Source organism: Humibacillus xanthopallidus, assembly GCF_006716675.1.
GTDB lineage: Bacteria > Actinomycetota > Actinomycetes > Actinomycetales > Dermatophilaceae > Humibacillus > Humibacillus xanthopallidus_B.
Genome location: NZ_VFPM01000003.1, coordinates 70,228 through 97,206, shown reverse-complemented (window position 1 = coordinate 97,206; position 26,979 = coordinate 70,228). Strand labels below are relative to the sequence as shown.

Below are 26,979 nucleotides of genomic sequence, written 5' to 3'. Positions count from 1 at the left end.
TTCGGTTGCGGTGCAGTGGCGTTTGAGTCCTTTAAGGTCAGGTGTCGCCCATTGCCCGCAGCAGCGCGGGCGCGACGAGGATGGCGAGGAAGATGACGCCGAGCAGGCTCATCGGGATGGACATGCGTTCGCCGACCTCGTTGGCCTTGGCCTTCTCGGCGCCGAGCATCGCGGCGCGCATCCCCGCGGACCGGGCACGCAGGTTGGAGTAGATCTGCGCGCCCTCCTCCCCGGAGAGGCGCATGATGTCGGCCAGGTCCTGCAGCTCGGGCAGGCCGAGCTCGTCGGCGAGGTTGCGCAGCGCGTCCCACGGGGTCAGGCCGGACCAGCGGGTCCGGGCGAGCTCCTCACCGAGGCGCCGGAAGACCCAGGAGTCGCCGACGTCGGCGGCGGCTTCCATCGCCTGCCGGGGACCGGCTCCGCTGTTGCGTTCGAGGGCGACGAGGTCGATGTAGGCGCCGAGGGCGCGAGTGAACTCGGCACGGGCCTTCTTCGCGTCGTCGCGGGCGTTGTAGTCGGGCAGGAAGAAGAAGACCACCGCGGCTCCGAGCGAGGCGAGGACGGGGATGACGACGGGGACGGGCAGGCGCAGCAGGGTGAAGAAGGCTGCGAGCAGGGGCGGGGCCAGCAGCCCCAGCCCGGCGAACATGAGCTTCTCGCCGTAGAAGCGGCTCACCGGGATCCGCAGGATCGCCAGCTCCTTGACGGGGACGCTGCCCCACGCCCCGGCGGGCAGCGTCTTCATCCCCCACAGCCCGAGCCGTTCCCGCGCGTCCGCTGCGACCACACTGTCCGCGCCGGCTTGGCCGAGGTCGCCTCGTGACCGACTGTTGTTGGGTGAGAGCCGCTTCAGGGCGTCGCCCAGGTCCGGGTCGGCTGGGGTGAGCCGCCACACGATCAGGGCGACGCCGAGCCCGACGAGGCCGCCCGCGAGGATCGCCAGCTGCAGTCCCGTAGGCATCATCGGGCCGCCTCCTTCGCGGCCGTACCGATGAACCGCGGGAGGCTCTGCCCGATGGCCATCCGCTTCATCCAGATCAGCGTCGCCACGTAGAGGCTCAGCATGACGACGAGGATGATCTGTCCGAACGGGGTCGCGTAGGGGGTGATGTAGTCGCCGGTCAGGGCGAGGACCGCGAGGACGCCGATGGTGATGATGGTGACCCAGCGGGCCGTCGAGCGCGGTTTGGCCCGGTCGGCCTCGATCTCGCGTCGAGCCCGGACGTCGGCGGCGACGGACTCCGCGAGGGCTTCCAGGACGCTGGCGACGCCGGCGCCGCGGCGGCGGGCGCCGAGGATGAGGTTGGCGGCGACGAGGTCGCCGGTCGCGTCGTCGAGCTCGTCGGCGAAGGCCCGCAACGCCCGTTCGGTGCCCCACCGGGCCCGCAGCCGGGACGCGAGCCGGGTGACCTCGGGCCGGATCTCCTCCGGTGTCGAGCGCAGGGTGGAGATCAGGGCCTGCTCGAGCCCGACGCCGGCGGTGAGGATGCCGGACAGGGAACGGGTCCACTCCTCCATCGCCTCGAGGCGCTCGATCTTGCTCGCCGACTCCAGGGAGGACAGCAGGTAGGGCAGCCCGGCCAGTGTCGCTGGCACGATGAGGATCGCGACGACCCACCCGGTCAACACTGCCGCCAGGACACCGATCGCGAGACCGGCCAGGAGCAGCCGCTGGCTGCGCCGACTCACCCCCGCGAGCCGTGGCCGGCGTGACCCTGGCGACCCGGGCGACCCGGGCGGGCGCCGCCGGCAAAGCGAGTCTGCTTCGGCCGGTCGTGGCCGGAGGCCCAGGACGAGCCCGAGCAGGCCCGCGACGACGAGCGCGCCGGCCACGGCCGGGATCAGCGGCGTCATGACGCGGCCTCGTCCCCGAGCCCGTGACCCTGCCCGTAGAAGCCGGGCAGGTCGAAGCCCCACTGCTGCAGGTCGCGGTAGTCGTCCGGGAGCACGTTCGGGGTTGCCATGCGCGCCCCGGGCGTGGTCGCGAAGACCTTCTGTACGGCATACCCCTTCTCTCGCTCGCCCGGGGTGACGGTGATGACCTCAGAGACCCAGCGGGCGCGTTGCGCGGTGCCGTCTGCCAGCGGGCTGGTCTCCAGGTGGACGTGCACGACGAGGTTGATGCTGGCGGCGATGGCGCGCACCGCGTAGTCGTGGGTCACGTGCGGCCCGGCTTCCATCGCGCAGGTGACGAGCTTGTTGATCGCCCCTTCGGCGTTGACGGCGTGCGTCGTGCTGATTGACCCGGCGCCGGACTCCATCGCTTTGAGCATCGCGAGGATCTCGTGGCCGCGGACCTCGCCGACGATCTGCCGGGAGAGGTTGAACCGGAACGAGTCGAACAGTGCCTCGCTGAGGGTGAATTCGCCCGCCTGCCGGCCGTCCGCGCCGCGCTCGCCCGACCCGGGCCGGGCCTCCCACGCGAAGACGATGGGGTGGGTCTCGGTCAGCTCGTGCAGGTGCAGCTCGTACTCGGTCTCGAAGGTGCCGATGATCTCGTGCCGCGGGATCTCGGCGCACAACGCGCGCACCAACGTCGTCTTCCCCGCGCCCTGCGCCCCCGACACGACGATGGACTTGCGGGCCCGGACCGCCGCCCGCAGGAACGAGGCCGCCGTCTCGGACAGGTTGCCCCGCGCCACGAGATCCGCCAGCGTCACCTGCCGCAGCCGGTGCCGCCGGATCACCATCGACGGTCGCGGCATCACCCACGCGACCGCGGCCAGCCGCGCCCCACCGTCCAGGCGCAGGTGCAGCTTCGGCTGCGCCTCGGAGAACGGCCGCGCGTTCGCCTCGGACCGGCTCGCCAGGAACACGAGGAAGTCGATGAGCTCCTGGTCGCTGTTCGCGACCGCCGGACCGGGCACCATCCGCCCGTCGGTCAGCTCGAGGGTCACCCGGTCGCAGCCGGTGACGATGATGTTCTCGACCCGGTCGTCATCCACCAGCGGCTGCAGCCGCCCAAGCCCGAACAGCGCATCGTCCAGGGCCTGAGCCATCTCGTCCTGCTCGGCCACGCTCCACTGGGCCTGCCCCGCCTCGACCCGGGCCACCGACTCGTCGTTGAGCAGGTCCAGGATGATCGCGCGCCCCCGCTCCCGCTGCACGAGCTGCGATAGGTGCGCCCGCTCCTCCCCGAGAGCGGCGCTGAGCCGGTCGGAGGCCTGCTGGCGCAGCGCCGCCACCAGCTCCCAGTCCAGCTCGTTCCCGTATGCCGCCCGCACCGGACGCAGGTCCCCCCGAGTCCGCTCGGGCAGGTCTGGCGACGAAACTCGCTCTGGGTCACGCTCAGGCGTCGGCCGCATCGTGAAGGTGCCCCGCACGCGCCCAGGCCGCGACGGCGCCGAGGTCCCTGCCGGTGGTGACGCGGGCGTCTGCACTGATGTCGGTGTCGGTGTCGCGAACAGCGGCAGCGATGTCGGATCGGTCGGGTCCATGGACACGCTGTGGTCCGTCGACCGTGCAGGGCTCGGGAAGCCGGCGTGCTCGTTCATGACCGGGCTCCCATCGAACTGCGCAAGGGCTGGCCTGCGAGCTCGGCCCGGTTGGCGGCGACCGTGGAGTCGATCGCGTCCCGGGCGGCGGTCAGGCTTCGCACGAGCGGTGACGTGCCGAACTTCCGCGGCGCCTTTGCGCCCCTACCGAAGACCCGGGCGGCAGCGGGCTCCCATGCGAGAGAGGCGATCACGGGGATCTGCAGCACCTTGTGGACCTCACGGGCGGTGTACGGGTGGCCCTCGCCCACCATCAGCACCGCCAGGGACGCGGAGCCGCCCACGCGCTCGAAGCCGGCCCGCAACGTCTGCGCCCAGGACCGGGCCCCGGACAGGGACACCAGATCCGAGCGCATCGTCAGCAGGCACAGGTCGGCGGCGTACAGCAACGGCTCCGGGAACCCCGTGAGGCCCAACCGGCCGGCGTCCACGATGACGTCCTGCCCCGTCGGTTCCAACGTCTTGAGGGCGGCCGCGAGAGGCTCCCACAGCGGCACGAGGCTGGGCGCCTGCGTGTGCGAGCGGGTCCCCGGCAGCAGCGCGGCCGAAGTCCCGTTGATCCGCACTGTCGCCTTGGGTACTGCCTGCTCCAGCTGGCCGTGCCGGTGGGCCAGCGCGAGGTCGATCAGTGAGGCCGTCGGGGCGGTCTGGCCGCGCAGATACCCAGCGAGGACCGAGGACCCGCCCGTCGGGTCCGCTTCGACGAGCAGCACCGGCCGCGGCCAGGTCAGCGCGAGGCCCACCGCTGACGTCGTTGTTCCCGGCGATCCGGAGGCTGAGGTGAGCACGATCAGGGCCATCAGGTCACCGCTCCCGACTGTCCAGCACGAGCGCGACCCTGCCGGTCGCCGCCCGCGCGGCGAGCTCGCCGGCCTCATCCTTGGGGACCAGGACGGACACGACCGTCTTGTCCTGCTCCGCGCCGGGGTGCAGGCCCACGACCGTGGCCGTCACCTCGACCGTCGGCCCGTCGGTGACCTCGCCCTGCGCGCCCGGAGTGGCGACGATCCGGACGGTGTCGCCGGCCTGCACCGGTTCGCCCGGCATCAGGGAGGGCGGCAGGGCGACACCGACGACCGACTGACCTGCGGGAGGGATGACCGAACGCGTGACGGACTCGGCTGTCACGAGGCTCCCGGCGGCCATGTCCATCGCGGCCCGCTGGCCCACCAGGTCAGGCAGGCTGTCCCCGGCGACGGTCCGCAGGCCGGGGTCGACACCGACCTGGACCGTCATCAGGTCGGCTCGGTCGATCGTCTCGCCACGGGCGATGGTCGCCCGGACCGCGACCACGTCGTGGGTGTTGCTCGTCGACGTCCAGGCCCAGGCACCGAGCAGGGCGCCCAGGCAGACGGCTGCGACCGAGGCCACGACCAGGATGGGACGGCGACGCAGCTTCGGCGCCGGGGACAGCGGGGCCGCCGGGACTGGCGCGGGCGTCGCGTGTCCATTCTGTCGGACAACGTCGGTGCTGCCCGTACGTGCTGTTGTCCCGGCCATCTGCGTTCCCCTGTCGAGAGTGTTACCGGTTGATGACTTGGGCCTCGCCCATGGTGATGTTCGTCGTGCGGGACAGGTCCAGCGGGATGACGCCGCTCTCCCCGACCCCGGTCCAGGTCACGCTCCAGTAGCTCGTCGCCGTGACGGCATACGAGCCCTGGCGGGTGTAGGTGTGGCCGCAGTCCGGGCTGGACTGTCTCCCAAAGGAGTCCGCGTACGGCGTCCCCTTAGTGAGACACACGACCTGCGTCCCGTCGCCCATGTCCCACACGATCTTCTTGACCTTCGCCGTCGCACGGACCGTGAAGCCACCCGCTGACGCGGTACGCGTGATCGGCCCCCAGGTGTTCTCCGCCGGGCCGTCCACCCACATCCACGTCGGAAGCCCGATGATCCCGACACTGCCCGGCCGCGGCTCAGGGACAATACCGATGGTGACGGCCTTCAGCTGCATCGCCGTCACGGCCTGACGCGCCAAGACACGCGGGTCCGGCGGCGGCGCAGCCGGAGGCGGACCGCCAGCCCAGAACAGCAGCACCCGATCACCATTGACATCGCTGCCCGCGACGAGACACTGATAGATCGCCCCGTCGTTGTGGCCACCCCAAACAGCGTCGCTCTTGGGGGGCGTAGGCACGAGGGCGCCCATAAAGAGGCAAGCAACCCCGTTGACGCTGAGCAGATTGGTGGCCTTGCCCGAAGAGCCAGCGCCTGAGTTGGCCTTGGCGGGGGTTCCATCCGAGGGCACGCCGCCCCCACTCCCCCCGGGTGACACGCCGGGGACTCCGACCCCGCTTGCCCAAAGAATGCAAAGGCCGTTGTCGTTGAACTTCTTGCATGCCGGCGCGTCTGCCACGGCGGGAGCCGCGACGGCGAGGGAGCCTAGGACGAGCGCGCCCGCGAGTAGACTACGGCTGCTTAGCATTTGTCCGCCTTCGGTTGGACGTACGCCACCCGCCAGCCGTCGGGGCTCGGGTACTCGTAGTTCACGACGCCGAGAAGCCGCAGGCCGGTAGCCTTCCGGCTGGTTGGGACTATCGACTTTCCAGATCTATCCAGGACGTTGACGCCGGTGACGTCGTAGCAGACGAGGAAAGTCACCACCGGGACTGTGGGGGGCGAAGCCTTCAGATCCTTGGCAAGGTCAGTGTCTACGTGCTGGACCGACTTCAGCTTGGTCTCCCCCGTTAACCTCGCCTTCTGCGCCTTGGCAGCGTTTAGGGCATTCACATTGTCGACCAGAGCCGAGCCGATTGACGACGCCTCGAAGAACGAGGGGTTGGTCTTGGCTGGGTCGTACAGGCCTTGCACCGAGTCCCTGTAGTACCTCGACACCATCCCCCGGGCATCTGCCTCGGCGATCTGCGCGGGGCTCTTCGTCGTTGGCGTCGGTGAGCTGGAAGTTGAAGCCGACACGCTCGCCGTTCCGGAAGTAGAAGGCGTCGACGGAGTGGACGCACCGGTGCACGCAGCCAGCGCAGCCAGGGCGATGGCGGCAACGGCCACCCCGCGGCCTCGCCTAGATGCTCGAGTCATGTCGTCTCTCCCCGGGTCTCAAAAGATAAAGCCCGCCCACCTGCGCCTGGCGATCAGCGTCGGGTAGGCGTTTTCACGATATGGCGGGTTTGCGCCCATGAGCAGACCAGGCGGCTACCTGTGGATAACTACCTGCAACCGTCCCCGGCCTGGGGATTCGCCCGTTTTGCACCTCATGCCAGTCCATGGCACCACACCTACGGTCATCACGCAGTTCAAGACCTCCCAGACCAGCACATCGCGGAAGGGGTTGCAGGACCGCATCACCCAGCGGCCACCTTGGGAGCCATGGACCGTGTCGATGACATCGCCTCGTCGAGGAGGCGACGGATCCGAGGTGATCGCCCAGACCTCGTGCCACGGCTTTGGAGACTGGGAGGTCACCATGAACCAGAAGAACCGCCGCGAGTTCGAGTCACTCGCCGAAGCAGCCGAGCGCACAGGCTTGAGCACGAAGACGATTCGACGGCGCATCGCCAGCGGCGTGCTCGCCGCCTACCGCAGCGGCCCCCGCGTCCTTCGAGTCGACCCGTACGACGTCGACCAGATGATGGTGCGCCTGCCGACCATGTCTGCAGGACCGGAGTCCATGCGGGCGCCACACGCTTCCCGCTGATCCTCCACCCAGCGAGGGAATCCACTTGCCCGGGGACTCCGACCTGCCCCTCCGGCTTCGTAGCGGCATGATCAGTCGGGTGGCCCCTTACGACGACACAGGTGACCCGACCCAGGTGGGAGAGCCGGACGGGCACGGCCTGTTCGGCGTCCTCGACGAGGACGCCGATGGACTCCTATGCCACATCTGCGGCTGGCGAGGCCCACACCTCGGCCTCCACGCATTCAAGGCTCACGGCATGCACGCGCGGCAGTACAAGCTCGAGCACGGCCTCCGCCGCTCCAAAGGGCTCGTAGCCGCAGGAGTGCGCGAAAAGCTCGCCACTCGCGGCACCGCCCAAATGTCCACACGGACAGGTCTCATCGCTGCCCGTGATCCCAAGAGAGCCACCGCTGCACGGCTCGCTCGCGGGATGCCCCTCTCCCCTGCAGGGGCAGTAGCTTCGCTGTCCGGTCTGCAGACGCCACAAGCGAGTCGGCGTGTCGTCATCGTCGTCACCTGCGCAGAGTGCGGCGCGGAGTTCTGCCCGTTCCACATGGCGCGCCGGCGAAAGTTCTGCACACGGTCCTGCGCCAGCCGGTACATCCGCCGGCGTCGGAGTGAGCTCGCACGCAGGTCAGTCACGGGAACTGGCACGGTCCCTGAGTCGGCGGCCGAGTCCCCCGACGAGCTCGGCAGAGGACATGCATAGCGGCGGGACCGCCGTGCGGGTTTGCATCGACGTGTGTCGAGATCGGCTTGGGAGACCCGAGCGGGAGCCCAAGAGTCCCGCCCGATGTCGGGACCCGTGGTCCACGACGTCGGTGACAGGACTCGTCGAGCGAGATTCGGCGTCGGACCACGTACATCTTCAGGCTCGGGGTGGTCCACGTCTGGTCCACGTAGGGGGAAAATGGAAGGCCCCCAACCGGCGTTTCCGCTGGTCAGGGGCCATATTCCGGTGGTGGGCGATACTGGGTTTGAACCAGTGACCTCTTCCGTGTCAAGGAAGCGCGCTACCACTGCGCCAATCGCCCTGGGTGTTGCTGTGTGGTGCTGTACCGAGGTGGAGACGGGATTTGAACCCGTGTACGCGGCTTTGCAGGCCGCTGCCTCGCCTCTCGGCCACTCCACCGTGGAAGGCAAGTGGAACTATTGCCTCCGAGCGGACGACCGGGCTCGAACCGGCGACCTCAACCTTGGCAAGGTTGCGCTCTACCAACTGAGCTACGTCCGCGGGAACACCAGCGGTGTAACTTCCCCGCTGCGTGCTTGGTAGACATTAGCGGATCGATCTGCGACATACAAAACGGCCCCCACGCCCCGACGATGCGCCGGCGCACCGGCGGTCAGTCGTCCTGACGGTGGCTGCGCAGGGCGGCCTCGCCGGTCTGCGGCGCGTCACCCGAGCGCCCCTCACTCCCCTGCCCTCCGTGCTCGCCCAGCTGCCGCTCGGCGTCGGCGAGCTCGTCCTCGATGGCGACCTGGAGCACTGCCCTCTCGCTCCACGGGTGCCAGTGCACGGCGCTGCTGGCCCCGTCGCTGAGGACGACCGGCCAAATCGTCCGCGTCGCCGCGTTGAGCCCCGACCCGATGAGGATCGCGATGGCGAGCGCGTAGAGCCAGATGAGCAGGACGATCGGCGCGCTGAGGGGTCCGTAGATGGTCGACCCGCCGAGCGAGGCCTCGAGCGACACGCGGACGACGTAGGAGGCCGCCAGCCAGATCGTCATCGCGAGCACCGCACCGGGGATGTCGCGCACCCACGGCCCGCGTCGCGGTGTCGACACGTGGTAGAGCGACGTCAGGGCCAGGACGCTGACGACGAGGACCGCCGGCCAGTAGAGGTAGCGCAGGAAGTCGAGCTGCGGCGGCAGCCACGCGCTGATGATGCTGGGGCCGAGCAGGACGATCGGCAGCAGGACGATCCCGGCGACCGTGCCCACGGTGTAGAGCGACAGCGACAGCGCGCGCAGCTGGATGATCCCGCGAACGTCCTTCTGCCCGTACATGATCGACACAGTGTCGATGAAGACGTTGAGCGCCCGCGACCCCGACCAGAGCGACAGCAGGAAGCCGACCGACACGAGCTCGGGGCGGCCCCGCGAGAGGACGTCCTGCACGGTCGGCACGAGCAGCTCGGTGATGCTGGCCTCGGTGAGGAACTGCGCGGCATACGTCTGGATCTCGGCGACGACGCGCGCCACGGCGTCGGGGCCGATCCACGCGCTGACGTAGCCGAGACCGCCGAAGAGGCCGAGCACGAGCGGCGGCAGCGAGAGCAGCATGAAGAACGCCGCCTCGGCAGCGAGCCCGGTGACCCGGTAGTCGAGGCAGACGTCGACCGTGCGCAGCGTGAGGCGGGCCGCCGTCATGCCGCCCGGGACCCGCTCCAGGGCGGCCTGAAACCTCTCACGCACAGTCATCAGCCCCGAGGCTAGTGGGGCCCGACCGGGTGACCGGCGCGACACGGGGAGGCAGGTCACGCCAACCGGGCCCGCACCTAGGCTCGGGAGGGTGAGCACACACGAGGTGACCAACCAGGTGCCCCCCTTCGCCGGCCGCGACCTGCTCGCCGACGACCCCGCGCTCGCCGAGGCGCTGGAGCGCTGGGGCGGCGACGGAGCCACCGAGCAGCTGCGGCCGCTCGGTCGCCTTGCCGGCTCGGAGGAGGCCCAGGAGCACGGCAGGCTCGCCGATGCCCACCCGCCGGTCCTGCGCACCTTCGACAGCCGCGGCAACCGCATCGACGAGGTGGAGTTCCACCCGTCGTGGCACTGGCTGCTCACTCAGGCCGTCGGAGCGGGCCTCACCGCCGGCCCGTGGACGGCTCCCCCGGGCACCGGCGCCCACGTGCGCCGCGCCACGGGTTTCGTCGTGTGGTCGCGGGTCGAGGCGGGCCACGGGTGCCCCGTCTCGATGACGTATGCCGCCGGCTCGGCTCTCCGGCACCATCCGCAGCAGCGCGACCGCTGGCTCCCCGCCCTCGCGAGCCGCACCTACGAGCCCGGCATCCGGCCGGTCGGCACCAAGACGGGCGCCCTCGCCGGCATGGGCATGACCGAGAAGCAGGGCGGTTCCGACGTGCGGGCCAACACGACCCGCGCGGTGCCCACCCCCGGCGGACCCGTCGACGGCGAGACCTATCGCCTCACCGGCCACAAGTGGTTCTGCTCCGCGCCGATGAGCGATGTCTTCCTCGTCCTCGCGCAGGCTCCCGGCGGTCTCACCTGCTTCGTCGTGCCGCGCGCGCTCGGCGACGGCAGCCGCAACGCCTTTGCCCTGCAACGCCTCAAGGACAAGCTCGGCAACCACTCCAACGCGTCGAGCGAGGTCGAGCTCGATGGCACCTGGGGCGTGCGCCTCGGTGACGAGGGCCGCGGCGTGCGCACCATCATCGACATGGTGAGCGCCACCCGGCTGGACTGCGTGCTCGGCTCGGCGGCGACGATGCGCGACGCGGTCGCCAGGGCCGTTCACCACGCGCGCCACCGCTCGGCCTTCGGGGCGCTCCTCGTCGACCAGCCGCTCATGCGCAACGTGCTCGCCGACCTCGCCCTCGAGGCGGAGGCCGCGACGGTGCTCGGCCTGCGCCTCGCCCACGCCTTCGACACCGGTGAGAGCGACTTGGCCCGCCTCGGCGTCGCACTCGGCAAGTTCTGGGTCTGCAAGCGCACGGCGCCGATGGTCGCCGAGGCGCTCGAGTGCCTCGGGGGCAACGGCTACGTCGAGGAGAACGGGCTTGCCCGGCTCTACCGGGAGGCGCCGCTCAACTCCATCTGGGAGGGCTCGGGCAACGTCAACGCCCTCGACGTCCTGCGCGCAGTCTCCCGCGAGCCGGCGACGCTCGAAGCCCTCACCAAGGAGCTGCATCGCGTGCGCGGGCGTAGCGTCGATCTCGACCGCCACATGGATTCGGCTGTCGCACAGGCCCGCTCGCTCGATCCGGCGTCGCCGGAGGCCGCCTTCGTCGCCCGCTCGGTCGTCGAGAAGCTGGCTCTCGCCCTCCAGGCGAGCCTCCTCGTCGAGCACTCCCCTGCCGCTGTTGCCGACGCGTTCGTGGCGAGCCGCATCGCCGACCGACGGGGCCACACCTTCGGCTCGCTCGACGTCGACCTCGCGGCGTCTGCCGGCGCCCTCATCGAGCGCGCCGGCTGACGTCAGGCAGCGTGACCGTGCCTCAGCTCTCGGCGAGCCGCTTCTTCTCCACCTCGATGTCGAAGTCGGCCGGCGGCCACGTGAGGTTCATCGACCGCAGCGCCTCGAGGAGGAGCTGCTGCACGGCGAGCCGGGCGTACCACTTGTGGTCGGCGGGCACGACGTGCCAGGGCGCGACGACCGTGGACGTCTTGTCGAGAACGACCTGGTAGGCCTCCATGTAGTCGAGCCAGTGGCTGCGCTCGTCGACGTCGCCGGGGTTGTACTTGTAGTACTTGTCCGGCCGGTCGAGCCGCTCGAGCAGGCGTTCGCGCTGCTCCTCCTTGGAGATGTGCGTCATGACCTTGATGATCGTGGTGCCCGACCGGTCGACCCGCCGCTCGAAGGCGTTGATCTGCGCGTAGCGCTTCTGCCACACCTCGGGCGGCACGATGTCGTGCACGCGGACGACGAGCACGTCCTCGTAGTGCGAGCGGTCGAAGACCCCGAGCTGGCCCGCCGCGGGCAGCGCCTTCTCGACGCGCCAGAGGAAGTCGTGGGCGAGCTCTTCGGGGGTCGGCTGCTTGAAGGCCGTGGCTCGGACGCTCTGCGGGTTGACGGAGATGACGTGCCGCATGAGGCCGCCCTTGCCGGAGGTGTCCATGCCCTGCACGACGAGCAGCAGCGCCCGCTTCGAGCCCGCCGTCGACTCGGCGAAGAGCCGCTCCATGAGGTCCGACAGCTCGGCGTGGCCTGCCTCGAGGGCCGCCTCGCCGTCGTCCTCGTCACCGTCGAAGGCCGGGGTCGACCCGGTGTCGACGTCGACGAGCGAGAAGCCCTTGCCGACGCGGAGCGCGTCGGAGAAGCCGCCGAGACGCGCGCCGTCGTCGCTGACCTCCTCGCGCGCCTCGGAGACCTTGGCGGCCTTCTTGGCCGCCTTCTGCTCGCCCTTGCCCGAGGTGTCCTTCTGCTTCTTCTTCTTGTCCTTCTTGCCCTTGCCCATGGGGGTCATCCTGCCGGACGCCACCACCCCGGAAGGGGATCCGCCGCGCCCGACCTCGCGGACGGCATACTGAGCCGATGCGCCTGCTCGTCTCAGGGTCTCCCGCCGTCGCCGCGCCTGCCGACCTCGACGCCCTCGGCGACGCGGCCCTGTATGCCGTCTACGCACCTCCGCGCGTGCCCTGGCTCCGCGCCAACATGGTCTGCTCGCTCGACGGGTCCGCGACGGGGGCCGACGGCCGCTCGGGGGGCATCAACACGGACGCCGACCACGTCGTCTTCGAGCTGCTGCGCGCCCAGAGCCATGCGGTGGTCGTGGGCGCGGGCACCCTTCGCGACGAAGGGTATTCGCCGATCTCGGTCGACGATCGCTGGCGCGGCCTGCGGCAGGGCGACGGCCTTCCGCCCAGCCTGCCCCTCGTCGCCGTCAGCAACCGCGGCCAGGTGCCACCACGGCTCGACGGCGTCGACGACGGCTCGGTTCTGCTGGCCACCGCCGCGTCAGCGCCGGGTCTCGAGAAGGCCCGGTCGAGCCTCGGCGAGCAGCACGTCATCGTCTGCGGCGACGAGCGCGTCGACCCCTCTCAGCTCGTCGAGGCCCTGGCTCGCCGCGGCTGGACGCGCCTGCTCACCGAGGGTGGCCCCTCCTGGCTGTCGACGCTCGTGGGGCAGGGCCTGCTCGACGAGCTCTGCCTCACCCTGGCACCGACCCTCGTCGGCGGTGACCACCCCCGCACCCTCAGCGGTCCCGAGGTCGCCGTCGACCTCGACCTGCACGCCCTTCTCGAGCAGGACGGCACGCTCCTCGGCCGGTGGCTCACGCGCCGCTGAGGGTCACACCGATGCGAGGAAGTCGGCCACAGCCCGCTCCCACCGCACGGAGTCCTCGTTCCACTCCCGGCAGTGCCGCGCCACCTGCCACCGCTCGAACCGCACGAGGTCGGGCCGCCGGCCGGCGATCGCGACGGCCGGCCCGATCGGCACGAAGTCGTCTCCGTCGGAGGCGATGACGAGCATCGGCCGGGTCAGCTCGTCGGCCCGGGCCACCCAGTCGGTGCGCGCGACGTCGAGCGGCTCGTGGACCCCGACGAGCCGACGGCTACCGCGTGAGCCCATGAGGTCGGTGGCCATGCGCGCGAGCGGGCCCGGCACCCGGTGCACGTGGGCGTGGTGCCGCAGCACGACACCCCAGTCGAGCACCGCCGAGTCGAGACACACCCCGACGACCCGCTCGGCGAGCGGTGACCGGTCGAGAGCCTGGAGCACGACGGCGCCGCCCATCGACCACCCCATGAGGACGATGCGGCGCGCACCGTGCGACACGGCATACCCCATCGCCGCCTCGATGTCGCGCCACTCCGAGAGGCCGAGGTTGTAGCGCCCGTCGGGGCCCGGAGGGGCGTCGCGGTCGTTGCGGTAGGCCGCGACGAGGCTCGTCCAGCCCGCCCGACGGAGCACGGGGACGGCCCGGAGCGTCTCCTCCTTGCGGGCGCCGCGGCCGTGCACGAGCACCGCCCAGTCGCCCGTGGCAGGCACGGCCGGCTCGGGCCGCACGACCCAGCCCGGGAGCCCACCGACGTCGGAGAGCACGCTGACGTCCTCCTCGGGCAGGCCGAGGCTCACCGACGGGCGGTCCCAGTAGTAGTACTGGTTCCAGCGGGCCGGGCCGGGAGCGAGCTCGCCCCGGTCGACCGCGATGAGCTCGCGAGTGACCGTCATCGGGTCCTGCAGGAGCACCTCGCCGACGCGGGCGTGGCCGAGGCCGCCGGAGAGCCACACGCCGTAGCGACCCGGCCCGGTCGTGTCGAGCGTGGCCCTGAAGGTCACCGAGTCGGCGTCGTGGTCGAGGATCATGACGTTGTCGGGCTGGAGCTCGTCGGGGGTCAGCACCCGACGGGCGAAGTACGCCGCAGCCGCCACCGAGCCGGCGGCGGCGCCCACGGCGGACCCGCTGCCCACCGCCGCGGCGACGAGCGCGGGACGCGAGACCACCCTTCGCCACTGCACGGGCCCCATCGTCGCAAACACCGCGCCCGCACCGGCGCAGGTGCCCACCGCGGCGAGCCGGGGCCGCCCGCACCCCCCCTGAGGGCTCGAGGGGCATGACGGGCACAAAGTCGGGCCCCGTGGCGTTGGTCCGGACATGAGCGACAAGACGACCTCCAGCAAGCCGTATGCCGTCCAGCGCAGTGAGCAGGAGTGGCGCGAGTCCCTGACCCCGGCCGAGTTCAAGGTCCTGCGTCAGGCCGGCACCGAGCCCGCCTTCCGGGGTGAGTACACCGACACCAAGACCCAGGGCGTCTACGCGTGCCGCGCGTGCGGGGCCGAGCTCTTCCGCAGCGACACGAAGTTCGAGTCGCACTGCGGCTGGCCGTCGTTCTACTCCCCCCTCGCCGGCGACACGGTCGAGTACATCGAGGACCGCACCTTCGGGATGAAGCGTGTCGAGGTGCGCTGCGCGACCTGCGGCAGCCACCTGGGCCACGTCTTCGAGGGCGAGGGCTACGACACGCCCACCGACCAGCGCTACTGCATCAACTCGATCTCGCTGCGCCTGCAGCCCGACGAGCCGAGCGATCCGTGCGCCTCAGCGTGAGCAGGCGGTTACTCGCCTAGATTGGGAGCATGAGCGGCGACGGCGACATCCGCATCGGGACCCGCGAGCGCGACGACGCGCTCGCGGCCCTCGAGGTGCACCATGCCGCAGGGCGGCTCGACGCGTTCGAGTACGAGGACCGGCGGGGGCGCGCTCGCGACGCGGTGACTCGCGCCGACATCACGGCCCTCTTCGCCGACCTGCCCGAGCCGCAGCCCCGCTTCGAGGCCGACCCGGCTCGGCGCAACCTGCCGGCCAAGCGTGCCGCGTCCTCTCACCGCCGGCTCAGCTCGACCCTCAGTGCTCTCGCCCCGTTCATCGGCATCGCCGCCTTCGCGCTGACACGGTCGTGGCTTGCGCTGCTGCTCATCCCCGCGATCGTCATCATCGCGAAGAACCTCGACAGCTGAGCCGAGGCGCGGTCGCCGAGGCTCCGGCTGCCCTCAGCGCAGGTTCGCGACGAGGTGGGCGGGGTCGACGAGCGGCCCGGTGAAGAAGGGGATCTCCTCGCGCACGTGCCGGCGAGCCCCCGAGGCGCGCAGCTCGCGCATGAGGTCGACGATGCGGTGGAGCTCGTCGGCCTCGAAGGCGAGCAGCCACTCATAGTCGCCGAGCGCGAAGGACGCGATGGTGTTGGCCCGCACGTCGGGGTAGTCGCGCGCCATCTGCCCGTGCTCGCGCAGCAGGTCGCGGCGCTCCTTCTCGTCGAGGAGGTACCACTCGTAGGAGCGGACGAAGGGGTAGACGCAGACGTAGCGGCGGGCGTTCTCGTCGGCCATGAACGCGGGGATGTGGCTCTTGTTGAACTCGGCCGGACGGTGTAGCGCAGCGTTGCTCCAGACCGGCTCGAGGTGCTGGCCGACCTCCGTGCGCAGGAAGCCGTGGTAGGCCGACTGGAGCTGCTCGATGGTGGCCGCGTGCCACCAGATCATGACGTCGGCATCGCCTCTCAGCCCGGCCACGTCGTAGAGGCCGCGCACGACGACTCCCTGCTCGGCGATCTCGGCGAGGAACGCCTCGAGCTCGGAGAGTGCCTTGTCGCGGTCCTCACCCAGCGGGGTCGCCGAGGCGAAGACGGACCACATCGAGTAGCGGATGGTCTCGTTGATCTCACGCATCTGTGCCGGGGTCAGTCGATCGCTCATGAACCCATCATGACAACCGCTCCTGACCGCGGGCTCAGGGGGTGAGCAGCGCTCGTGCGGCCGCGCGTCCCGACGCGATGCAGGCAGGGATCCCCACACCGTCGTATGCCGCCCCGGCCAGGGTGATCGTCGGCGGCAGGTCGCGCCGGGCGACCTCGACGACGCGACGATGACCGACGGCATACTGCGGCAGTCCCCCGCCCCAGCGCTGCACGTGGGCGTCGATCGGGTCGGGCAGCTCGCCGAGCACGGCCCGAAGGTCGGTGAGGGCGGTCTCGACGAGCGCGGCGTCGTCGTGCTGGAGCGAGGCCTCCTCGCCGTGGCGGCCGATCGAGGCGCGCAGCCAGGTGCGGTCCGGGTGCGCGTCGGCGAGCCAGGGCCACTTCGACGTGCTGAACGTCGCGGCCTTGATCGTCAGCCCCTCGACGGGTGGCACGAGGAAGCCGCTCGTGCCGGTGAGCGCCTCGGGGCGACCGTCGACCGCGAGCGTGATGATCGCCATCGAGGCGTAGTCGACGGCGGCCAGCCGAGCCGCCGCCGTCGGCGCGACATCGGTGAGCAGGCGTGCGGTGGGGTGGGCGGGGACGGCGACGACGACGGCGTCGTGTCGCTCGTGGACCACGTCGGTCGTGGGACCGGTCGCGACGACCCAGCCGTCGCCGTCGGGCCGGAGCTCGCGGACGACGGCCCGGGTGCGCACCTCGACCCCGGCGTCGACCAGGGCTGCCTCGAGCGCCGGCGGCAGGGTGCCGAGACCTCCGACGAGCGTCGCGAAGACGGGAAGGACCGCGGTCGGCGCCGACCGGGCCGCGAGCTGGGCCTCGCGGGCGACCTCGAGCAGCGAGCGCCCGTCGTGGGCAGCGCGGCGCAGAGCCGGGACGGCCATGTCGAGCGAGATGCGTCGGGCGTGGCCGGCATACACCCCGGCAAGGAGCGGCTCGACGAGCTTGTCGGTGACGGCGGGCCCGAGCCGGGCGTCGACGAAGTCGCCGACGGAGACGTCGTCGGTGACGAGGGGGGCCAGCGGCTCGTCGCGGAGCCGGTGCACCTCGGCGTCGGTCAGCAGGCCCCGCACCGACTCGGGGTCGGAGGGCACGCCCATGACGGTGCCCGACGGCATCGGCCAGCGCCGGCCACCGGCGACGATCGTCGCCCCGACGGCAGCTGGGTAGGTGGTGCGGCCGTCGACACCGATCTCCTCGAAGAGCGTGAGCGCCTCCGGTCGGCGGGCGAGGACGGACTCCGCGCCGACGTCGACGAGGGCTCCACCGACCTGCTCGAGTCGCAGCTTGCCGCCGACCCGGTCGCTGCCCTCGTAGACTGTCACGGAGACGTCGGCCTCGTGCCCGGCGAGCTCCCACGCGGCCGCCAGTCCGGCGATCCCCCCACCTATGACGGCGACCTTCCTGCGCATGGCCCCACTCTGTCACTGCCTCCCACGGGCGTGAGGAGCGGGGCGGAACGGGGAATGACACTCCCATGACCTCCGGCACGATGCTCCTGCTCACCCCCGCTGCACTGGCCCAGGCCGAGCTCTCGGGCCTCGTGGGCGTCGCGACTCGAGTCATCACCGCCCTCGGGGAGTGGGGCGTCGGCGCGCTGACCTTCGTCGAGACCGTCGTGCCTCCCCTGCCCAGCGAGGTCGTCCTGCCCCTCTCCGGATTCATCGCCCGTCAGGGGCAGATGGAGCTGTGGCTGCTGCTCGTCACGAGCACCATCGGCTCCTACCTCGGTGCGCTCGCGCTCTACGGCCTCGGGCGGCGGCTCGGGCACGAGCGGGCCGTCACCCTGCTGGCGAGGCTGCCGCTCGTCGACCGGCAGGACTTCGAGCGCTCGTCGGCGTGGTTCCGCCGGCACGGGCGAAGCTCGGTGTTCGGGGCCCGGCTCGTTCCCGGGGTGCGCAGCCTCGTGTCGCTGCCGGCGGGCGCCGAGCACATGCCGCTGGCGCGCTTCAGCGTCTTCACCATCGCCGGCAGTGCCCTGTGGAACGGCGTGCTCATCGGCCTCGGCTGGCTGCTGGGGTCTCGCTACGACCTCGTCGACCAGTACTCCGGTTGGCTCAACTGGATCGTCGTCGCCGCTGTCGTCGGGCTGGTGGCGTGGTTGGTCGTGCGCCGGGTGCGCCACGGGTCGAGAACCGCCTCAGCAACCACGCCCGGCCAGCCCAATGCGGCGGCCGAGCAGCGAGAGCACGGGCACCAGCATCCGCTCGAGCACGAGCACGAGCACCGACGGCGGTCCGCGCTGATGCCGGAGCAGCTCCCCGACTGACCCGCACCACGGTGCGCGGCCACCGGGACGCGTGCCGTCGTCGAGCAGGGTGCGGTGGTCGCACGGTGCAACGTTCCCGCGCTGCCAGGTGTCTCACGGTCAGAGCGGTGTGACAGCAGGGCCCACCGCCCCCGCGAGAGGCACTCCGATGACGATCACGACCAGCCCCGGCGCGACGACGGGCGCGCAGCACAGCTCGACGCCGACCTCACCGCAGAGCTCCCGGACAACCGGCGAGGGCGGCCCGGGGGCGCGCCCGCCACGGAGGGGACCGTCGTGGCTCGACCGGCGACGGTCCTTCAGCGGCAAGCACGGTCGGGCCCTCGCGATCACGCTCGTCGCGCTGGCCGTGATCGCGCTCGCCGTCCCGATCGGTCTGGCCCGGCTGTCGACCGGGGGTGGCTCGGGCTCAGAGGCATCGGTCGCCGGCGGGGCGCCGGCTCAGGTTCAGCGCGACGCGAGCGGAGCAGCCGGATCGGCAGGCTCGTCGGGCTTGTCGGAGGCGCCCGGAGCCTCGGGATCTGCCGGATCCGCCGGGTCTGCAGGGTCGGCAGGGTCGGCAGCGGGCAGTGGCACGGCCGCTTCCCCGCAGGCGTCGAGCGACTCCTCGAAGGCGGCCGGCGGACCGCTGCTGTCACCGGAGGCCGCCGCCGCCCTCGACGCGACGAAGATCGTCCGCACCGCGTGGATCGGCCTGCAGGTGACCGACCTCGCCACCTCGGCGGGCCGGGCCCGGATCATCGCCTCGGGCGCCGGGGGCACCGTGCTCAGCGAGGACGTCGTGACGGCCCTCGACCCCGTCGGCTCCGCGAAGGGCGCCTCGGGGACCGGCCCGGACGGCATACCGACGACTGACGTCGGCGGCGTCGGAAGCTCCGGGTCCGCGGGCACGTGGCCACCGGTGGGGCTGAACCAGGCGCGGCTGACCCTCAGCGTCCCGGCCGAGAAGCTCGACGCCGTGCTCACCCAGCTGTCGGCGCTCGGCACCGTGTCCTACCGCTCCGCCCAGGCCGAGGACGTCACCGCGACCTACATCGACACGCAGGCGCGGATCGGACCGGCTCGCGACAGCATCGAGCGGGTGCGCGCCCTCATGGCCAAGGCCACCGACCTCCAGCAGCTGCTCGTCCTCGAGGGCGAGCTGACCCGGCGCCAGTCCGATCTGGACGCGCTCACCCAGCAGCTCGCCGACCTCGAGAAGCGCACGACGATGTCGCAGGTCACCGTCGCGATGTGGACCCCGGCTGCTGCAGCAGTGGTCGACGAGGGCTCCGGCGTCGTCGGTGGGCTGCGCGGCGCGTGGGAGGCCCTGCTGAGCTCGCTCACCGTCATCCTCACCGGCCTCGCGGTGCTGCTGCCCTGGCTGCTGCTCATCGGCCTCGGCGCGCTCATCGCCCTCCGCGTCGTGCGCAGGCGTCGCCGCACAGCCACCGCGACGGCTCCCGTCATGAGCCCTGTGGCGGCGTCGAGCCCGACCGCGCCTGCTTCGACACCGTCGCCAGCCCCTTCAGCGACAACACCGTCGTCGACCGACTGAGGCCCCTATCCTCGAGGGGAGCAGGACCCGACAGAGCGAGGACGCATGCCAGGTCACCCGATCGACGTCATGGTCGACGAGCTCGTGCGGGCTGCCGTCCGCGTCGCGCCCGGGCTGGAGGCGCCGCTGCGCCAGCTGTCAGCGGGTGACCGGCACGCAGCGACCCGGGCGCTGACCGACCCGGCGAGGCCACTCGGGGTCGGTGGCTCGGCCGACGAGGCCGCAGACGAGGCCGCGGTGGCGGCGGCGTTCGCCCGGTTGTCACGGCTGCTGGCCCTCGTCGGGCTGCCGGACGGCGGCGCCCGGCAGATGGTGCAGCTCGCGGGGTCGGTCGGTGAGGTCGACGCCGACCTCGAGCCGACGCTGCGCGCCATGTCGCTCGCGACGCCGCCGGTGCGCACGCTCTGCGAGCTCGCCGCCCTCGAGGTGCCCGGGCTCCTCCAGTGGCAGGCGATGCTGCCCCCCAACAACCCCTGGGCCGGTGAGACCAGCCTTGCCGTGCTCGATCGGGTCGCCGCCGCCGGCGCCTCGCTCGTCGCCTCGGCCGAGGCCATCGACCCGCGGACGGGTCAGATCGCACGCCTGTGGCTGGCCGACATCGACCGTCGGGCGGCCCGGTGGGAGCAGGCCATGGCAGCCGCACGCTCGGTGGAGTCGGTGGCAGCCGACCGCGAGGTGCAGGGTTACGTCGAGCTGCTGCGTGGTGACTGGGCCGCGGCGCCGTTGAGCAGCCCTGCGGCGTGGAACTGCTCGTTCCAACCGGTCATCGGGCAGGACGGCAGCATCGGCGGGCTCGAGGATCGTGAGGGAGCGGTAGGGCTCGACCTCGGTGCGGCAGCGCAGGCGTGGGACCGTGCCGCCGCGCTGCTCGTCGGCCCGACGTGGACGGCGCGCCTCGCGCTCCGCCGGACGTGGCTGCGAGTGGCCACGGGTGACGCCGTGGGTGCCGTCGAGCAGGCGGAGGCGAGCCTTGCCGCCTACCGCACGGCCGGAGACCCTGCCGGCCGCGCCGTGGCGGCGGCGCACCTCTGCCTCGCCCGACTCGCCGCCGGTCGCCTGCCCGCGGACACCGCCCTGGCCACCGACACCGCGACCGGTGCCGCCCAGCGCGTGGGGGCGGCAACGGTGCTCGGGCTCGCCCAGCTCTGCTCGCGCGTGAGCCGCCTGTGGCGGGTCTCGGCAGTTGCCGCGGAGCCGGCCCTCGCAGCCCTCGACCTCTCTGAGGCGCTCGCTCGTCCAGCGGGCCTCACCGAGCACCTCACCCGGTGCACGATCGACCGCGCCCAGGTGCTCGCGTCCGTGGGCTCCACCCGCCGCGCCCGCCTCCTCATCGAGGAGGCCATCTCCTCCGTGGCCGGCGCAACGTCCGAGGCCGCCACGTCGGCCCTCAGCACCGAGCTCGGCCTCCTGCTGCTACAGCTCTACGGCATCGCCGTCGTCGACCGGGACGGTGCGCAGATGCATGCTGTCGCGCAGCGCTACTACTCGGAGCCGTCCGTTGTCGCAGCGCTGGGCGCACAGCTGCCGCAGGCGGGCACCGACGCGGTCGCCCTCGCCTATGAAGGAGAGCGCCGCAGCGAGGAGGGCGACGAGGAAGGGGCGTCACGGCTCCTCGACAAGGCGCTCGGAGTGGCGACGACGACCAACCCCGGAGCCCTGCTCGCCGTCCTGGCGAGCCGGCACGAGCACGCCGCGGCCGCGGACGTCATGGCCGCGTCGGTGCAGGCGCAGCTCGCGGCGAACGCCGCAGGCGACCTCGGCATCGGCCACGGTGACGGGGCCGGTGGGGCGCTGTCGAGCCTGCCGGCCGAGGTCATCGCCTCGATGCTCGAGCTCCAGCGCCGGAGGATCCTCCTGCAGGGCTTCTCGGCCCTCGTCCGGCTGCGCGACCCCGATCGCGCCGCGCCCCTGCTCGCGGACCTCGAGGCGTCGGCGCGTGACGCGCCGTGGTGGTCCGGCATCGCCGACGAGGTCGAGGCGCGACTCGCGGCCGGGCTGCTCAAGGAAGGGCAGGGTGACCGGGCAGCCGCCTCGGTCGAGCTGCTCGCGGGGCTGCGCGCGGCAGACCTGCGCCGCAGCACCATCTCCGACGACGAGCTGCGCACGGCCGTCAGCAGCCAGGTCGTCGTCGCCGATCTCGTGCGCACCGCCGCCAGGGTGGCCCTCGACGACGGACGGCCCGCCGAGGCCGCCGAGCTCGCGATGCGCGGCCAGGCCCGAGCCCTCGTCGACCTCGTCTCCCGTGGCACGGCCCGTCGCCGGAAGCCGGTGGCCGACGGCGACCCGCCCGACAGTGCCGCCGCCGGAGCCGACGCCGACGCCGACGCCGACGAGGATGACGCGGTGGCCACGTGGCGGGGCGCGAATGCCGACCTCGAGATCGCCAGCCGCCGCCTGCTCTTCGCCATCGCGGCGGACGCAGGTCCCGACGCGCTGGCCCGGCTGCGCGCCGAACGCGACGAGGCCCAGCGCGCAGCCCGCTCGGCCCAGGAGCAGCTCGCGGGTCTCGACCCCGACCACTGGCGCACGGTGAACCCCGCCGCAGCGCCGGTGTCCGTCGAGGACGTCGCTGCCTCCCTCGCCCCCGACGCCGTGCTGCTCCAACTGCTCGTGGCGGCCGGAGAGGTGCTCGTCTGGGTCATCGGTCCGGCAGGGGTCCTCGCCACCCATCACGCGCGTGACGTGTGGTCACTCGCCGGTGCCGCGAGCCGCTTCCGCGCCGCCTGCGCCGACGGACTGCCGTCCACGACCGATGCGGAGGCGCTCGCCGAGCAGCTGCTCGTGCCGGTCGCCGACGCGCTGCGGGCCGCTCGTGAGGTCGTCGTCGTCGCCTCGGGCCCCACCACCGGTATGCCGTTCCACGCGCTCCCCTTGGACGGCGCGCCCCTCGGTGACCGCCACGTCGTGCGCTACCTGCCCAGCGCGAGCCTCGTCACCCTCACCGGCGCGTCCGCCGCCGGTCCGGACCCGACGTCGTGGGAGGGCGCGCTCGTCGTGGGCGACCCCGAGGCGATGAGCCTGACCGACCCCGTCTCGGGGCTGAGCGCGCCGGCGTCCCCGCTCCCCGGCGCACGCGTCGAAGCCGCCCACGTCGCCGCCACCCTGCCCGATGCGCACCTGCTGCTCGGACCCGAGGCGACCGAGGACGCCGTACGCGCCGGGCTCGGCGCCGCACCCGTCGTGCACCTCGCGACCCACGGACTGCTCGACCGCGACAACCCGCAGGCCTCGTGCGTGCTCCTCGCGGACGGGGCGGCGCTCGAGGCGGGCGAGATCGCCGGGCTCACGCTCCGTGCGCGCCTCGTGGTGCTCAGTGCCTGCCACTCGGGCGAGGGTGGTCCGGCCGGGGGCGACGAGCTGCTCGGCCTCGCGAGGGCCGTGCTCTCGTCGGGGGCCGGGGCCGTCGTCGTCACCCTGTGGGCGGTGGACGACCGGTCCTCCGCCCTGCTCATGGGTCGTTTCTACGAGCGCCTCCTCGCGGGCGCCGACCCGGCAACCGCCCTGCACGATGCGCAGCAGTGGCTGCGCGGACTCGACAGCGCCGCGGCCCGGACGGCATACGGCAGGCTGAGCGAGGAGGTCTCGACCCGCCCGGGCGTCGATGCGACGGCAGTGGCGCAGCGTCGCGTCACTCCCGTGGGGTCGTCGCGGGAACCGGCGCGTGGACCGGTCGGCTACGCCCACCCGCGGCACTGGGCCGCGTTCGCGCTCGTCGGCGGGTAGCTAGCGGACGAGGCGCTGGCGCACCATCGCCGAGAGGTCGCGGATCTCACGCACGTGCAGGGCGTGGGCGAGGCCGACGTAGATGACCACGAAGACGAGCCCGACGAGCCCGATCTCGAAGCTCGCGGCGAACATCCGCTGGAGGATCGTCGACGAGCCGGTGATCGTGCCGCCGAGGATGGGCTCGAGCACGGTCGTCGCGCCCCACGCGACGAGCCCGGCGACGGCAGCGGCGATCCCGATGCGCGATGCCGTCACGACGACGCTCGAGAGGCCGAGCGCGCCGATGCGACGCCGCAGCAGCATCAGCCCCGCACCCGAGCTGGCGACGTTTCCGATGGTCTGGCCGAACGCCATGACGCCGATGGCCCAGACCGGGTTGACGTAGAGCGTGAAGAGGCCGGCAAGGAGGCTGATGCCGGTGAGCAGCACCTGCATGGCCACCGTGGGTCGACCGTCCTCGAGCGCGAAGAACATCCGGTAGCAGAGCAGGTCGATGCCGAAGGGCACGAGGCCCAGGATCATGATGACGAGCACCGATGCCGACACCTGGACCGACCGCGGGTCGAGCCCGGGGTTGAGCAGGGCCACGATGGGCCCGGCGAGCACCATGACGAACGCCATGATCGGCACGTTGGCGACGAGCGGCATCGTGAGGCCGGTGCGGAAGTCGCGCTTGAGCGAGGCGTCGTCACCCGAGGCTGCGGCCGCCGAGAAGCGGGGGAAGAGCGCGGTGATGATCGAGACGGTCACGAAGGCGTGCGGCAGCATGAAGAGCGTGAAGGCGACGGCGTAGGCGGCCGGACCGCGCACGATGTCCTCGAGACCGAGCTGCTCGCCCGACGCGGTGGCGTTGTTGAGCGCTCCCTGGCTGATGAAGAAGCCGAGCTGCGAGATCGCGAGGCCGTAGAAGGCCCACATCGCGAGCCGGCTGACCCCGCCGAGCCCCACGCCACGGATGCCCCAGCGGGGCCGGTAGTGGAAGCCGGTGCGGCGCAGCGCCGGCACGAGCGAGAGTGCCTGGACGATGACCGACAGCGTCGCCGAGCCGGCGAAGAGCCAGATCATCGGGCCGGTCCACTCCTCGGGGGTGCGCGGCGCCGGCACCGCCTCGCCGCGAGCGCGGTTCGGGAAGAGCACGATGAACAGGAGCAGCCCCGCGACCGCCACGACGTTGGCGAGGAACGGGGCCCACGCGAACGCCCCGAAGCGACCTCGGGCGTTGAGGATCTGGCCGAGCAGGGCGAAGAGCCCGTAGAAGAAGATCTGCGGCAGGCAGATGAGCGAGAAGGCGAGGGCGAGGTCCTTAAACTCCGGCGAGGAGTTGCGCGCGAGCAGCCACACGAAGCCGCTCGCCCCGGCCATCACGGCGAGGGTGATGAGGGCCATGCCCGTCAGCGCCACCGTGATGACGCGGTCGGTGAACTCCTGTCCGCCGTCCTCGAGCTTCATGGCCCGCGCGAGCGACGGGATCAGCACGGCGTTGAGGATGCCGCCCGCCGCGAGCACGTAGAGCACGTTGGGCAGGGTGTTGGCGAGCGAGAAGGCGTCGCCGGCGAAGGAGGCGCCGATGATCGCGGTGATGAGGCCGTTGCGCACCACTCCGAGCACGCGCGATGCGACGGACCCGCCGAACATCGTGAGGCTCGAGCGGGCGACGGAGGGTGCGGTGGCCAACGTCATCGGCGGCTCGAGCACTCGTGGACGAGTGCGGTGACGCGCGTCAGCACGTCGGGGTCGACCTCAGGCAGCACGCCGTGCCCGAGGTTGAAGATGTGTCCGGGCGCGTGACGGCCCTCCTCGACGATCTCGCGCACCCGGCGCTCGAGCGCGTCCCAGGGTGCGAAGAGCAGCGCCGGGTCGAGGTTGCCCTGCACGGCATACCCCGGACCGAGCCGGTCGACCGCATCGGTGAGCGACGTGCGGTAGTCGACCCCGACGACCTCGGCGCCCGCCTCGCCCATGAGCTGGAGCAGCTCGCCCGTGCCGACGCCGAAGTGGATGCGGGGCACGTCGAGGTCCGCGACCGCGGCCAGCGCGACGGCCGAGTGCGGCATCGCCCGGGCGGCGTAGTCGGCCCGCGACAGGGCGCCCGCCCAGGAGTCGAAGAGCTGCACCGCGCTCGCGCCCGCCTCGGCCTGGACGCGCAGGAACGCGCCCGAGATCTGGGCGAGCCGGGCGCAGAGGGCGTCCCAGAGCTCCGGGTCGCCGTGCATGAGCGCCTTGGTGCGCACGTGGTTCTTCGACGGGCCGCCCTCGACGAGGTAGGAGGCGAGGGTGAAGGGGGCGCCGGCAAAGCCGATGAGCGGGGTCTCACCGAGCTCGGCGACGAGCATGCCCACGGCCTCGGTGATGAAGGGGACGTGCTCGGGCGTGAGCGGGGGAAGCTGGTCGAGGTCGCTCCACTGCCGGATGGGCCGGGCGACGACGGGCCCGACACCCGGCACGATGTCGAGGTCGACGCCGATCGCCTTGAGCGGCACGACGATGTCACTGAAGAAGATGGCGGCGTCGACGTCGTGCCGGCGCACCGGCTGCAGCGTGATCTCGGTGACGAGGTCGGGTCGCATGCACGACTCGAGCATGGGGATGCCCTCGCGGATCGCGCGGTACTCCGGCAGCGAACGCCCTGCCTGCCGCATGAACCAGACCGGCGTGCGGTCCACCGGCTCACGGCGCGCAGCCCGCACGAGGTCGCTCGTACGGGTGGGTCGGGTGGTGGTCTGGACGGGGGTCGGCACCGGTCAATCCTGCCACGGTGCGGCCACTCGGCCCGTCACGCGCCCAGCCACGCGCCCGGCGCGCCCTCGGGACAGATGGCGCCCGGGCGGCATACCCTCGGGTAGTGCACACGAGAACGTTGCCGGGCAACCACGGCGCGGTCTTCGCGAGGACCCTCTCAGCCCTCCGCGACGTCCGGGTGCGCTCCGAGGTGCGCCTGACCGAGGTCCCCGCGCCCACCCGCATCGCCCCGTATGCCGCTGCCCTCACCGCCGACGTCATCGACGTGAGCGACCCTGAGGCCGACCTCGCGACCGGTCGCTTCGTCGTGCTGCACGACCCGAGCGGCCCGGAGACGTGGGACGGCCAGTGGCGCATCGTCACCTTCGCGCGCGCCGAGCTCGAGGCGGAGCTCGCGGGCGACCCCATGCTCGGCGCGGTCGGCTGGTCGTGGCTCACCGAGTCGGTCGGGGCGCGCGACCTCACGTGGACTGCCGAGGCCGGCACCGTGACGCGTGTCGTCAGCGAGAGCTTCGCCGGGCTCGCCGACCGCGAGGCGAGCGTCGAGATGGAGATCCGCGCGTCGTGGACGCCCGTCCAGGGCGAGATCGTCGACCACCTGCGCGCCTGGGCCGACATGCTCTGCACCATCGCCGGCATCCCTCCCCTGCCCGACGGCGTCGTCCCCCTGCCGGGGCAGCGGCGGTGACGGCTCTGCAGGA

23 protein-coding genes and 3 tRNA genes are annotated in these 26,979 nt (G+C 72.0%); 9 read left to right on the top strand and 17 right to left on the bottom strand.

What is annotated here, in order from left to right; all coding sequences use genetic code 11:
- Positions 1–37: 37 nt before the first annotated feature.
- The 7 genes from FBY41_RS15615 to FBY41_RS15585 all read right to left on the bottom strand — a co-directional run bounded on the left by FBY41_RS15615 (position 38) and on the right by FBY41_RS15585 (position 6,500).
- On the bottom strand, positions 38–964 hold the full coding sequence (locus tag FBY41_RS15615; RefSeq protein ID WP_260439830.1) for a type II secretion system F family protein: 927 nt from the start codon (positions 962–964) through the stop codon (positions 38–40).
- The gene (locus FBY41_RS15610) at positions 961–1,854 is read right to left on the bottom strand and encodes a type II secretion system F family protein (RefSeq protein WP_141845231.1); all 894 of its coding nucleotides are present in this window, start codon (positions 1,852–1,854) and stop codon (positions 961–963) included. Before FBY41_RS15610 ends, FBY41_RS15615 begins: the two co-directional genes overlap by 4 nt.
- Complete coding sequence (locus tag FBY41_RS15605) at positions 1,851–3,305, bottom strand: CpaF family protein (RefSeq protein ID WP_141845230.1); 1,455 nt, start codon at positions 3,303–3,305, stop codon at positions 1,851–1,853. The genes FBY41_RS15610 and FBY41_RS15605 overlap by 4 nt, the downstream gene beginning before the upstream one ends.
- A 185-nt stretch (positions 3,306–3,490) precedes the next feature.
- The gene (locus tag FBY41_RS15600; protein WP_141845229.1) at positions 3,491–4,294 is read right to left on the bottom strand and encodes a hypothetical protein; all 804 of its coding nucleotides are present in this window, start codon (positions 4,292–4,294) and stop codon (positions 3,491–3,493) included.
- Between the two features lie 4 nt (positions 4,295–4,298).
- A complete protein-coding gene (locus FBY41_RS15595; protein WP_260439829.1) occupies positions 4,299–4,865 on the bottom strand; it encodes an SAF domain-containing protein in 567 nt (188 codons plus the stop codon).
- A gap of 151 nt (positions 4,866–5,016) precedes the next feature.
- Positions 5,017–5,643: a PKD domain-containing protein gene (locus FBY41_RS15590; protein WP_185749100.1), complete on the bottom strand. Its 627-nt coding sequence runs from the start codon at positions 5,641–5,643 to the stop codon at positions 5,017–5,019.
- A 269-nt stretch (positions 5,644–5,912) separates the two neighbouring features.
- The gene (locus FBY41_RS15585) at positions 5,913–6,500 is read right to left on the bottom strand and encodes a hypothetical protein (RefSeq protein WP_141845226.1); all 588 of its coding nucleotides are present in this window, start codon (positions 6,498–6,500) and stop codon (positions 5,913–5,915) included.
- Positions 6,501–6,867: 367 nt separating this feature from the next.
- Between FBY41_RS15585 and FBY41_RS15580 the strand changes: the two genes are divergently transcribed.
- On the top strand, positions 6,868–7,146 hold the full coding sequence (locus FBY41_RS15580; protein WP_260439828.1) for a helix-turn-helix domain-containing protein: 279 nt from the start codon (positions 6,868–6,870) through the stop codon (positions 7,144–7,146).
- Between the two features lie 941 nt (positions 7,147–8,087).
- Here the strand turns inward: FBY41_RS15580 and FBY41_RS15575 are convergent.
- The 4 genes from FBY41_RS15575 to FBY41_RS15560 form a co-directional block, all read right to left on the bottom strand.
- A tRNA-Val gene (locus FBY41_RS15575) sits at positions 8,088–8,162 on the bottom strand.
- Positions 8,163–8,189: 27 nt separating this feature from the next.
- Positions 8,190–8,260 (bottom strand) — tRNA-Cys (locus FBY41_RS15570).
- A gap of 29 nt (positions 8,261–8,289) precedes the next feature.
- Positions 8,290–8,362: transfer RNA gene (locus FBY41_RS15565), tRNA-Gly, on the bottom strand.
- 112 nt (positions 8,363–8,474) lie between these two features.
- Positions 8,475–9,551 carry a YihY/virulence factor BrkB family protein gene (locus FBY41_RS15560; RefSeq protein WP_141845225.1) on the bottom strand — a complete coding sequence of 359 codons (1,077 nt, stop codon included), beginning with the start codon at positions 9,549–9,551 and terminating at the stop codon, positions 8,475–8,477.
- Positions 9,552–9,642: 91 nt separating this feature from the next.
- On the opposite strand from FBY41_RS15560, the gene FBY41_RS15555 reads away from it, so the two are divergent.
- Positions 9,643–11,283: an acyl-CoA dehydrogenase family protein gene (locus tag FBY41_RS15555; RefSeq protein WP_141845224.1), complete on the top strand. Its 1,641-nt coding sequence runs from the start codon at positions 9,643–9,645 to the stop codon at positions 11,281–11,283.
- 22 nt (positions 11,284–11,305) lie between these two features.
- Here FBY41_RS15555 and FBY41_RS15550 read toward each other — a convergent pair whose 3' ends face one another.
- Positions 11,306–12,265, bottom strand: coding sequence for a polyphosphate kinase 2 family protein (locus FBY41_RS15550; RefSeq protein ID WP_141845223.1), 960 nt, complete (start codon positions 12,263–12,265; stop codon positions 11,306–11,308).
- A 77-nt stretch (positions 12,266–12,342) separates the two neighbouring features.
- On the opposite strand from FBY41_RS15550, the gene FBY41_RS15545 reads away from it, so the two are divergent.
- Positions 12,343–13,095, top strand: coding sequence for a dihydrofolate reductase family protein (locus FBY41_RS15545; protein WP_141845222.1), 753 nt, complete (start codon positions 12,343–12,345; stop codon positions 13,093–13,095).
- Between the two features lie 3 nt (positions 13,096–13,098).
- Here FBY41_RS15545 and FBY41_RS15540 read toward each other — a convergent pair whose 3' ends face one another.
- Positions 13,099–14,271 carry an alpha/beta hydrolase family protein gene (locus tag FBY41_RS15540; protein WP_141845221.1) on the bottom strand — a complete coding sequence of 391 codons (1,173 nt, stop codon included), beginning with the start codon at positions 14,269–14,271 and terminating at the stop codon, positions 13,099–13,101.
- 136 nt (positions 14,272–14,407) lie between these two features.
- Here FBY41_RS15540 and msrB point away from each other — a divergent pair, with 136 nt between their 5' ends.
- Positions 14,408–14,860: a peptide-methionine (R)-S-oxide reductase MsrB gene (msrB, locus tag FBY41_RS15535; protein ID WP_141845220.1), complete on the top strand. Its 453-nt coding sequence runs from the start codon at positions 14,408–14,410 to the stop codon at positions 14,858–14,860.
- A gap of 29 nt (positions 14,861–14,889) precedes the next feature.
- Entirely contained in the window at positions 14,890–15,270 is a 381-nt protein-coding gene (locus FBY41_RS15530) for a DUF1707 SHOCT-like domain-containing protein (protein ID WP_141845219.1), read from the top strand.
- A 33-nt stretch (positions 15,271–15,303) separates the two neighbouring features.
- Here FBY41_RS15530 and hemQ read toward each other — a convergent pair whose 3' ends face one another.
- Complete coding sequence (gene hemQ, locus FBY41_RS15525) at positions 15,304–16,005, bottom strand: hydrogen peroxide-dependent heme synthase (RefSeq protein ID WP_141845218.1); 702 nt, start codon at positions 16,003–16,005, stop codon at positions 15,304–15,306.
- A 34-nt stretch (positions 16,006–16,039) separates the two neighbouring features.
- Positions 16,040–17,419, bottom strand: coding sequence for a protoporphyrinogen oxidase (gene hemG / locus FBY41_RS15520; protein WP_141845217.1), 1,380 nt, complete (start codon positions 17,417–17,419; stop codon positions 16,040–16,042).
- A gap of 65 nt (positions 17,420–17,484) precedes the next feature.
- On the opposite strand from hemG, the gene FBY41_RS15515 reads away from it, so the two are divergent.
- The 3 genes from FBY41_RS15515 to FBY41_RS15505 all read left to right on the top strand — a co-directional run bounded on the left by FBY41_RS15515 (position 17,485) and on the right by FBY41_RS15505 (position 23,536).
- The gene (locus FBY41_RS15515; RefSeq protein ID WP_141845216.1) at positions 17,485–18,276 is read left to right on the top strand and encodes a DedA family protein; all 792 of its coding nucleotides are present in this window, start codon (positions 17,485–17,487) and stop codon (positions 18,274–18,276) included.
- 148 nt (positions 18,277–18,424) lie between these two features.
- Entirely contained in the window at positions 18,425–19,813 is a 1,389-nt protein-coding gene (locus FBY41_RS15510; RefSeq protein WP_141845215.1) for a DUF4349 domain-containing protein, read from the top strand.
- 45 nt (positions 19,814–19,858) lie between these two features.
- Positions 19,859–23,536, top strand: a complete 3,678-nt coding sequence (locus FBY41_RS15505; protein WP_141845214.1) for a CHAT domain-containing protein — start codon at positions 19,859–19,861, stop codon at positions 23,534–23,536.
- Here FBY41_RS15505 and murJ read toward each other — a convergent pair whose 3' ends face one another.
- Together murJ and hemE are read right to left on the bottom strand one after the other, a co-directional pair.
- Positions 23,537–25,219 (bottom strand): murein biosynthesis integral membrane protein MurJ, encoded by a 1,683-nt coding sequence (murJ, locus tag FBY41_RS15500; RefSeq protein WP_260439827.1) that lies wholly within the window; start codon positions 25,217–25,219, stop codon positions 23,537–23,539.
- Positions 25,216–26,178 (bottom strand): uroporphyrinogen decarboxylase, encoded by a 963-nt coding sequence (hemE, locus tag FBY41_RS15495; protein WP_375869890.1) that lies wholly within the window; start codon positions 26,176–26,178, stop codon positions 25,216–25,218. The genes murJ and hemE overlap by 4 nt, the downstream gene beginning before the upstream one ends.
- Before the next feature lie 203 nt (positions 26,179–26,381).
- Here hemE and FBY41_RS15490 point away from each other — a divergent pair, with 203 nt between their 5' ends.
- Complete coding sequence (locus FBY41_RS15490; RefSeq protein WP_141845211.1) at positions 26,382–26,966, top strand: DUF3000 domain-containing protein; 585 nt, start codon at positions 26,382–26,384, stop codon at positions 26,964–26,966.
- Positions 26,967–26,979: the final 13 nt, after the last annotated feature.

What these genes read in the sequence shown, in the direction of transcription:
- FBY41_RS15615 (WP_260439830.1), bottom strand. Translation starts at nt 964, where the DNA reads ATGATGCCTACGGGACTGCAGCTGGCGATCCTCGCGGGCGGCCTCGTC.
- FBY41_RS15610 (WP_141845231.1), bottom strand. Translation starts at nt 1,854, where the DNA reads ATGACGCCGCTGATCCCGGCCGTGGCCGGCGCGCTCGTCGTCGCGGGC.
- FBY41_RS15605 (WP_141845230.1), bottom strand. Translation starts at nt 3,305, where the DNA reads ATGCGGCCGACGCCTGAGCGTGACCCAGAGCGAGTTTCGTCGCCAGAC.
- FBY41_RS15600 (WP_141845229.1), bottom strand. Translation starts at nt 4,294, where the DNA reads ATGGCCCTGATCGTGCTCACCTCAGCCTCCGGATCGCCGGGAACAACG.
- FBY41_RS15590 (WP_185749100.1), bottom strand. Translation starts at nt 5,643, where the DNA reads ATGGGCGCCCTCGTGCCTACGCCCCCCAAGAGCGACGCTGTTTGGGGT.
- FBY41_RS15560 (WP_141845225.1), bottom strand. Translation starts at nt 9,551, where the DNA reads ATGACTGTGCGTGAGAGGTTTCAGGCCGCCCTGGAGCGGGTCCCGGGC.
- FBY41_RS15550 (WP_141845223.1), bottom strand. Translation starts at nt 12,265, where the DNA reads ATGGGCAAGGGCAAGAAGGACAAGAAGAAGAAGCAGAAGGACACCTCG.
- FBY41_RS15545 (WP_141845222.1), top strand. Translation starts at nt 12,343, where the DNA reads ATGCGCCTGCTCGTCTCAGGGTCTCCCGCCGTCGCCGCGCCTGCCGAC.
- msrB (WP_141845220.1), top strand. Translation starts at nt 14,408, where the DNA reads ATGAGCGACAAGACGACCTCCAGCAAGCCGTATGCCGTCCAGCGCAGT.
- FBY41_RS15530 (WP_141845219.1), top strand. Translation starts at nt 14,890, where the DNA reads ATGAGCGGCGACGGCGACATCCGCATCGGGACCCGCGAGCGCGACGAC.
- hemQ (WP_141845218.1), bottom strand. Translation starts at nt 16,005, where the DNA reads ATGAGCGATCGACTGACCCCGGCACAGATGCGTGAGATCAACGAGACC.
- hemG (WP_141845217.1), bottom strand. Translation starts at nt 17,419, where the DNA reads ATGCGCAGGAAGGTCGCCGTCATAGGTGGGGGGATCGCCGGACTGGCG.
- FBY41_RS15515 (WP_141845216.1), top strand. Translation starts at nt 17,485, where the DNA reads ATGACCTCCGGCACGATGCTCCTGCTCACCCCCGCTGCACTGGCCCAG.
- FBY41_RS15510 (WP_141845215.1), top strand. Translation starts at nt 18,425, where the DNA reads ATGACGATCACGACCAGCCCCGGCGCGACGACGGGCGCGCAGCACAGC.
- FBY41_RS15505 (WP_141845214.1), top strand. Translation starts at nt 19,859, where the DNA reads ATGCCAGGTCACCCGATCGACGTCATGGTCGACGAGCTCGTGCGGGCT.
- murJ (WP_260439827.1), bottom strand. Translation starts at nt 25,219, where the DNA reads ATGACGTTGGCCACCGCACCCTCCGTCGCCCGCTCGAGCCTCACGATG.
- hemE (WP_375869890.1), bottom strand. Translation starts at nt 26,178, where the DNA reads ATGCGGCAGGCAGGGCGTTCGCTGCCGGAGTACCGCGCGATCCGCGAG.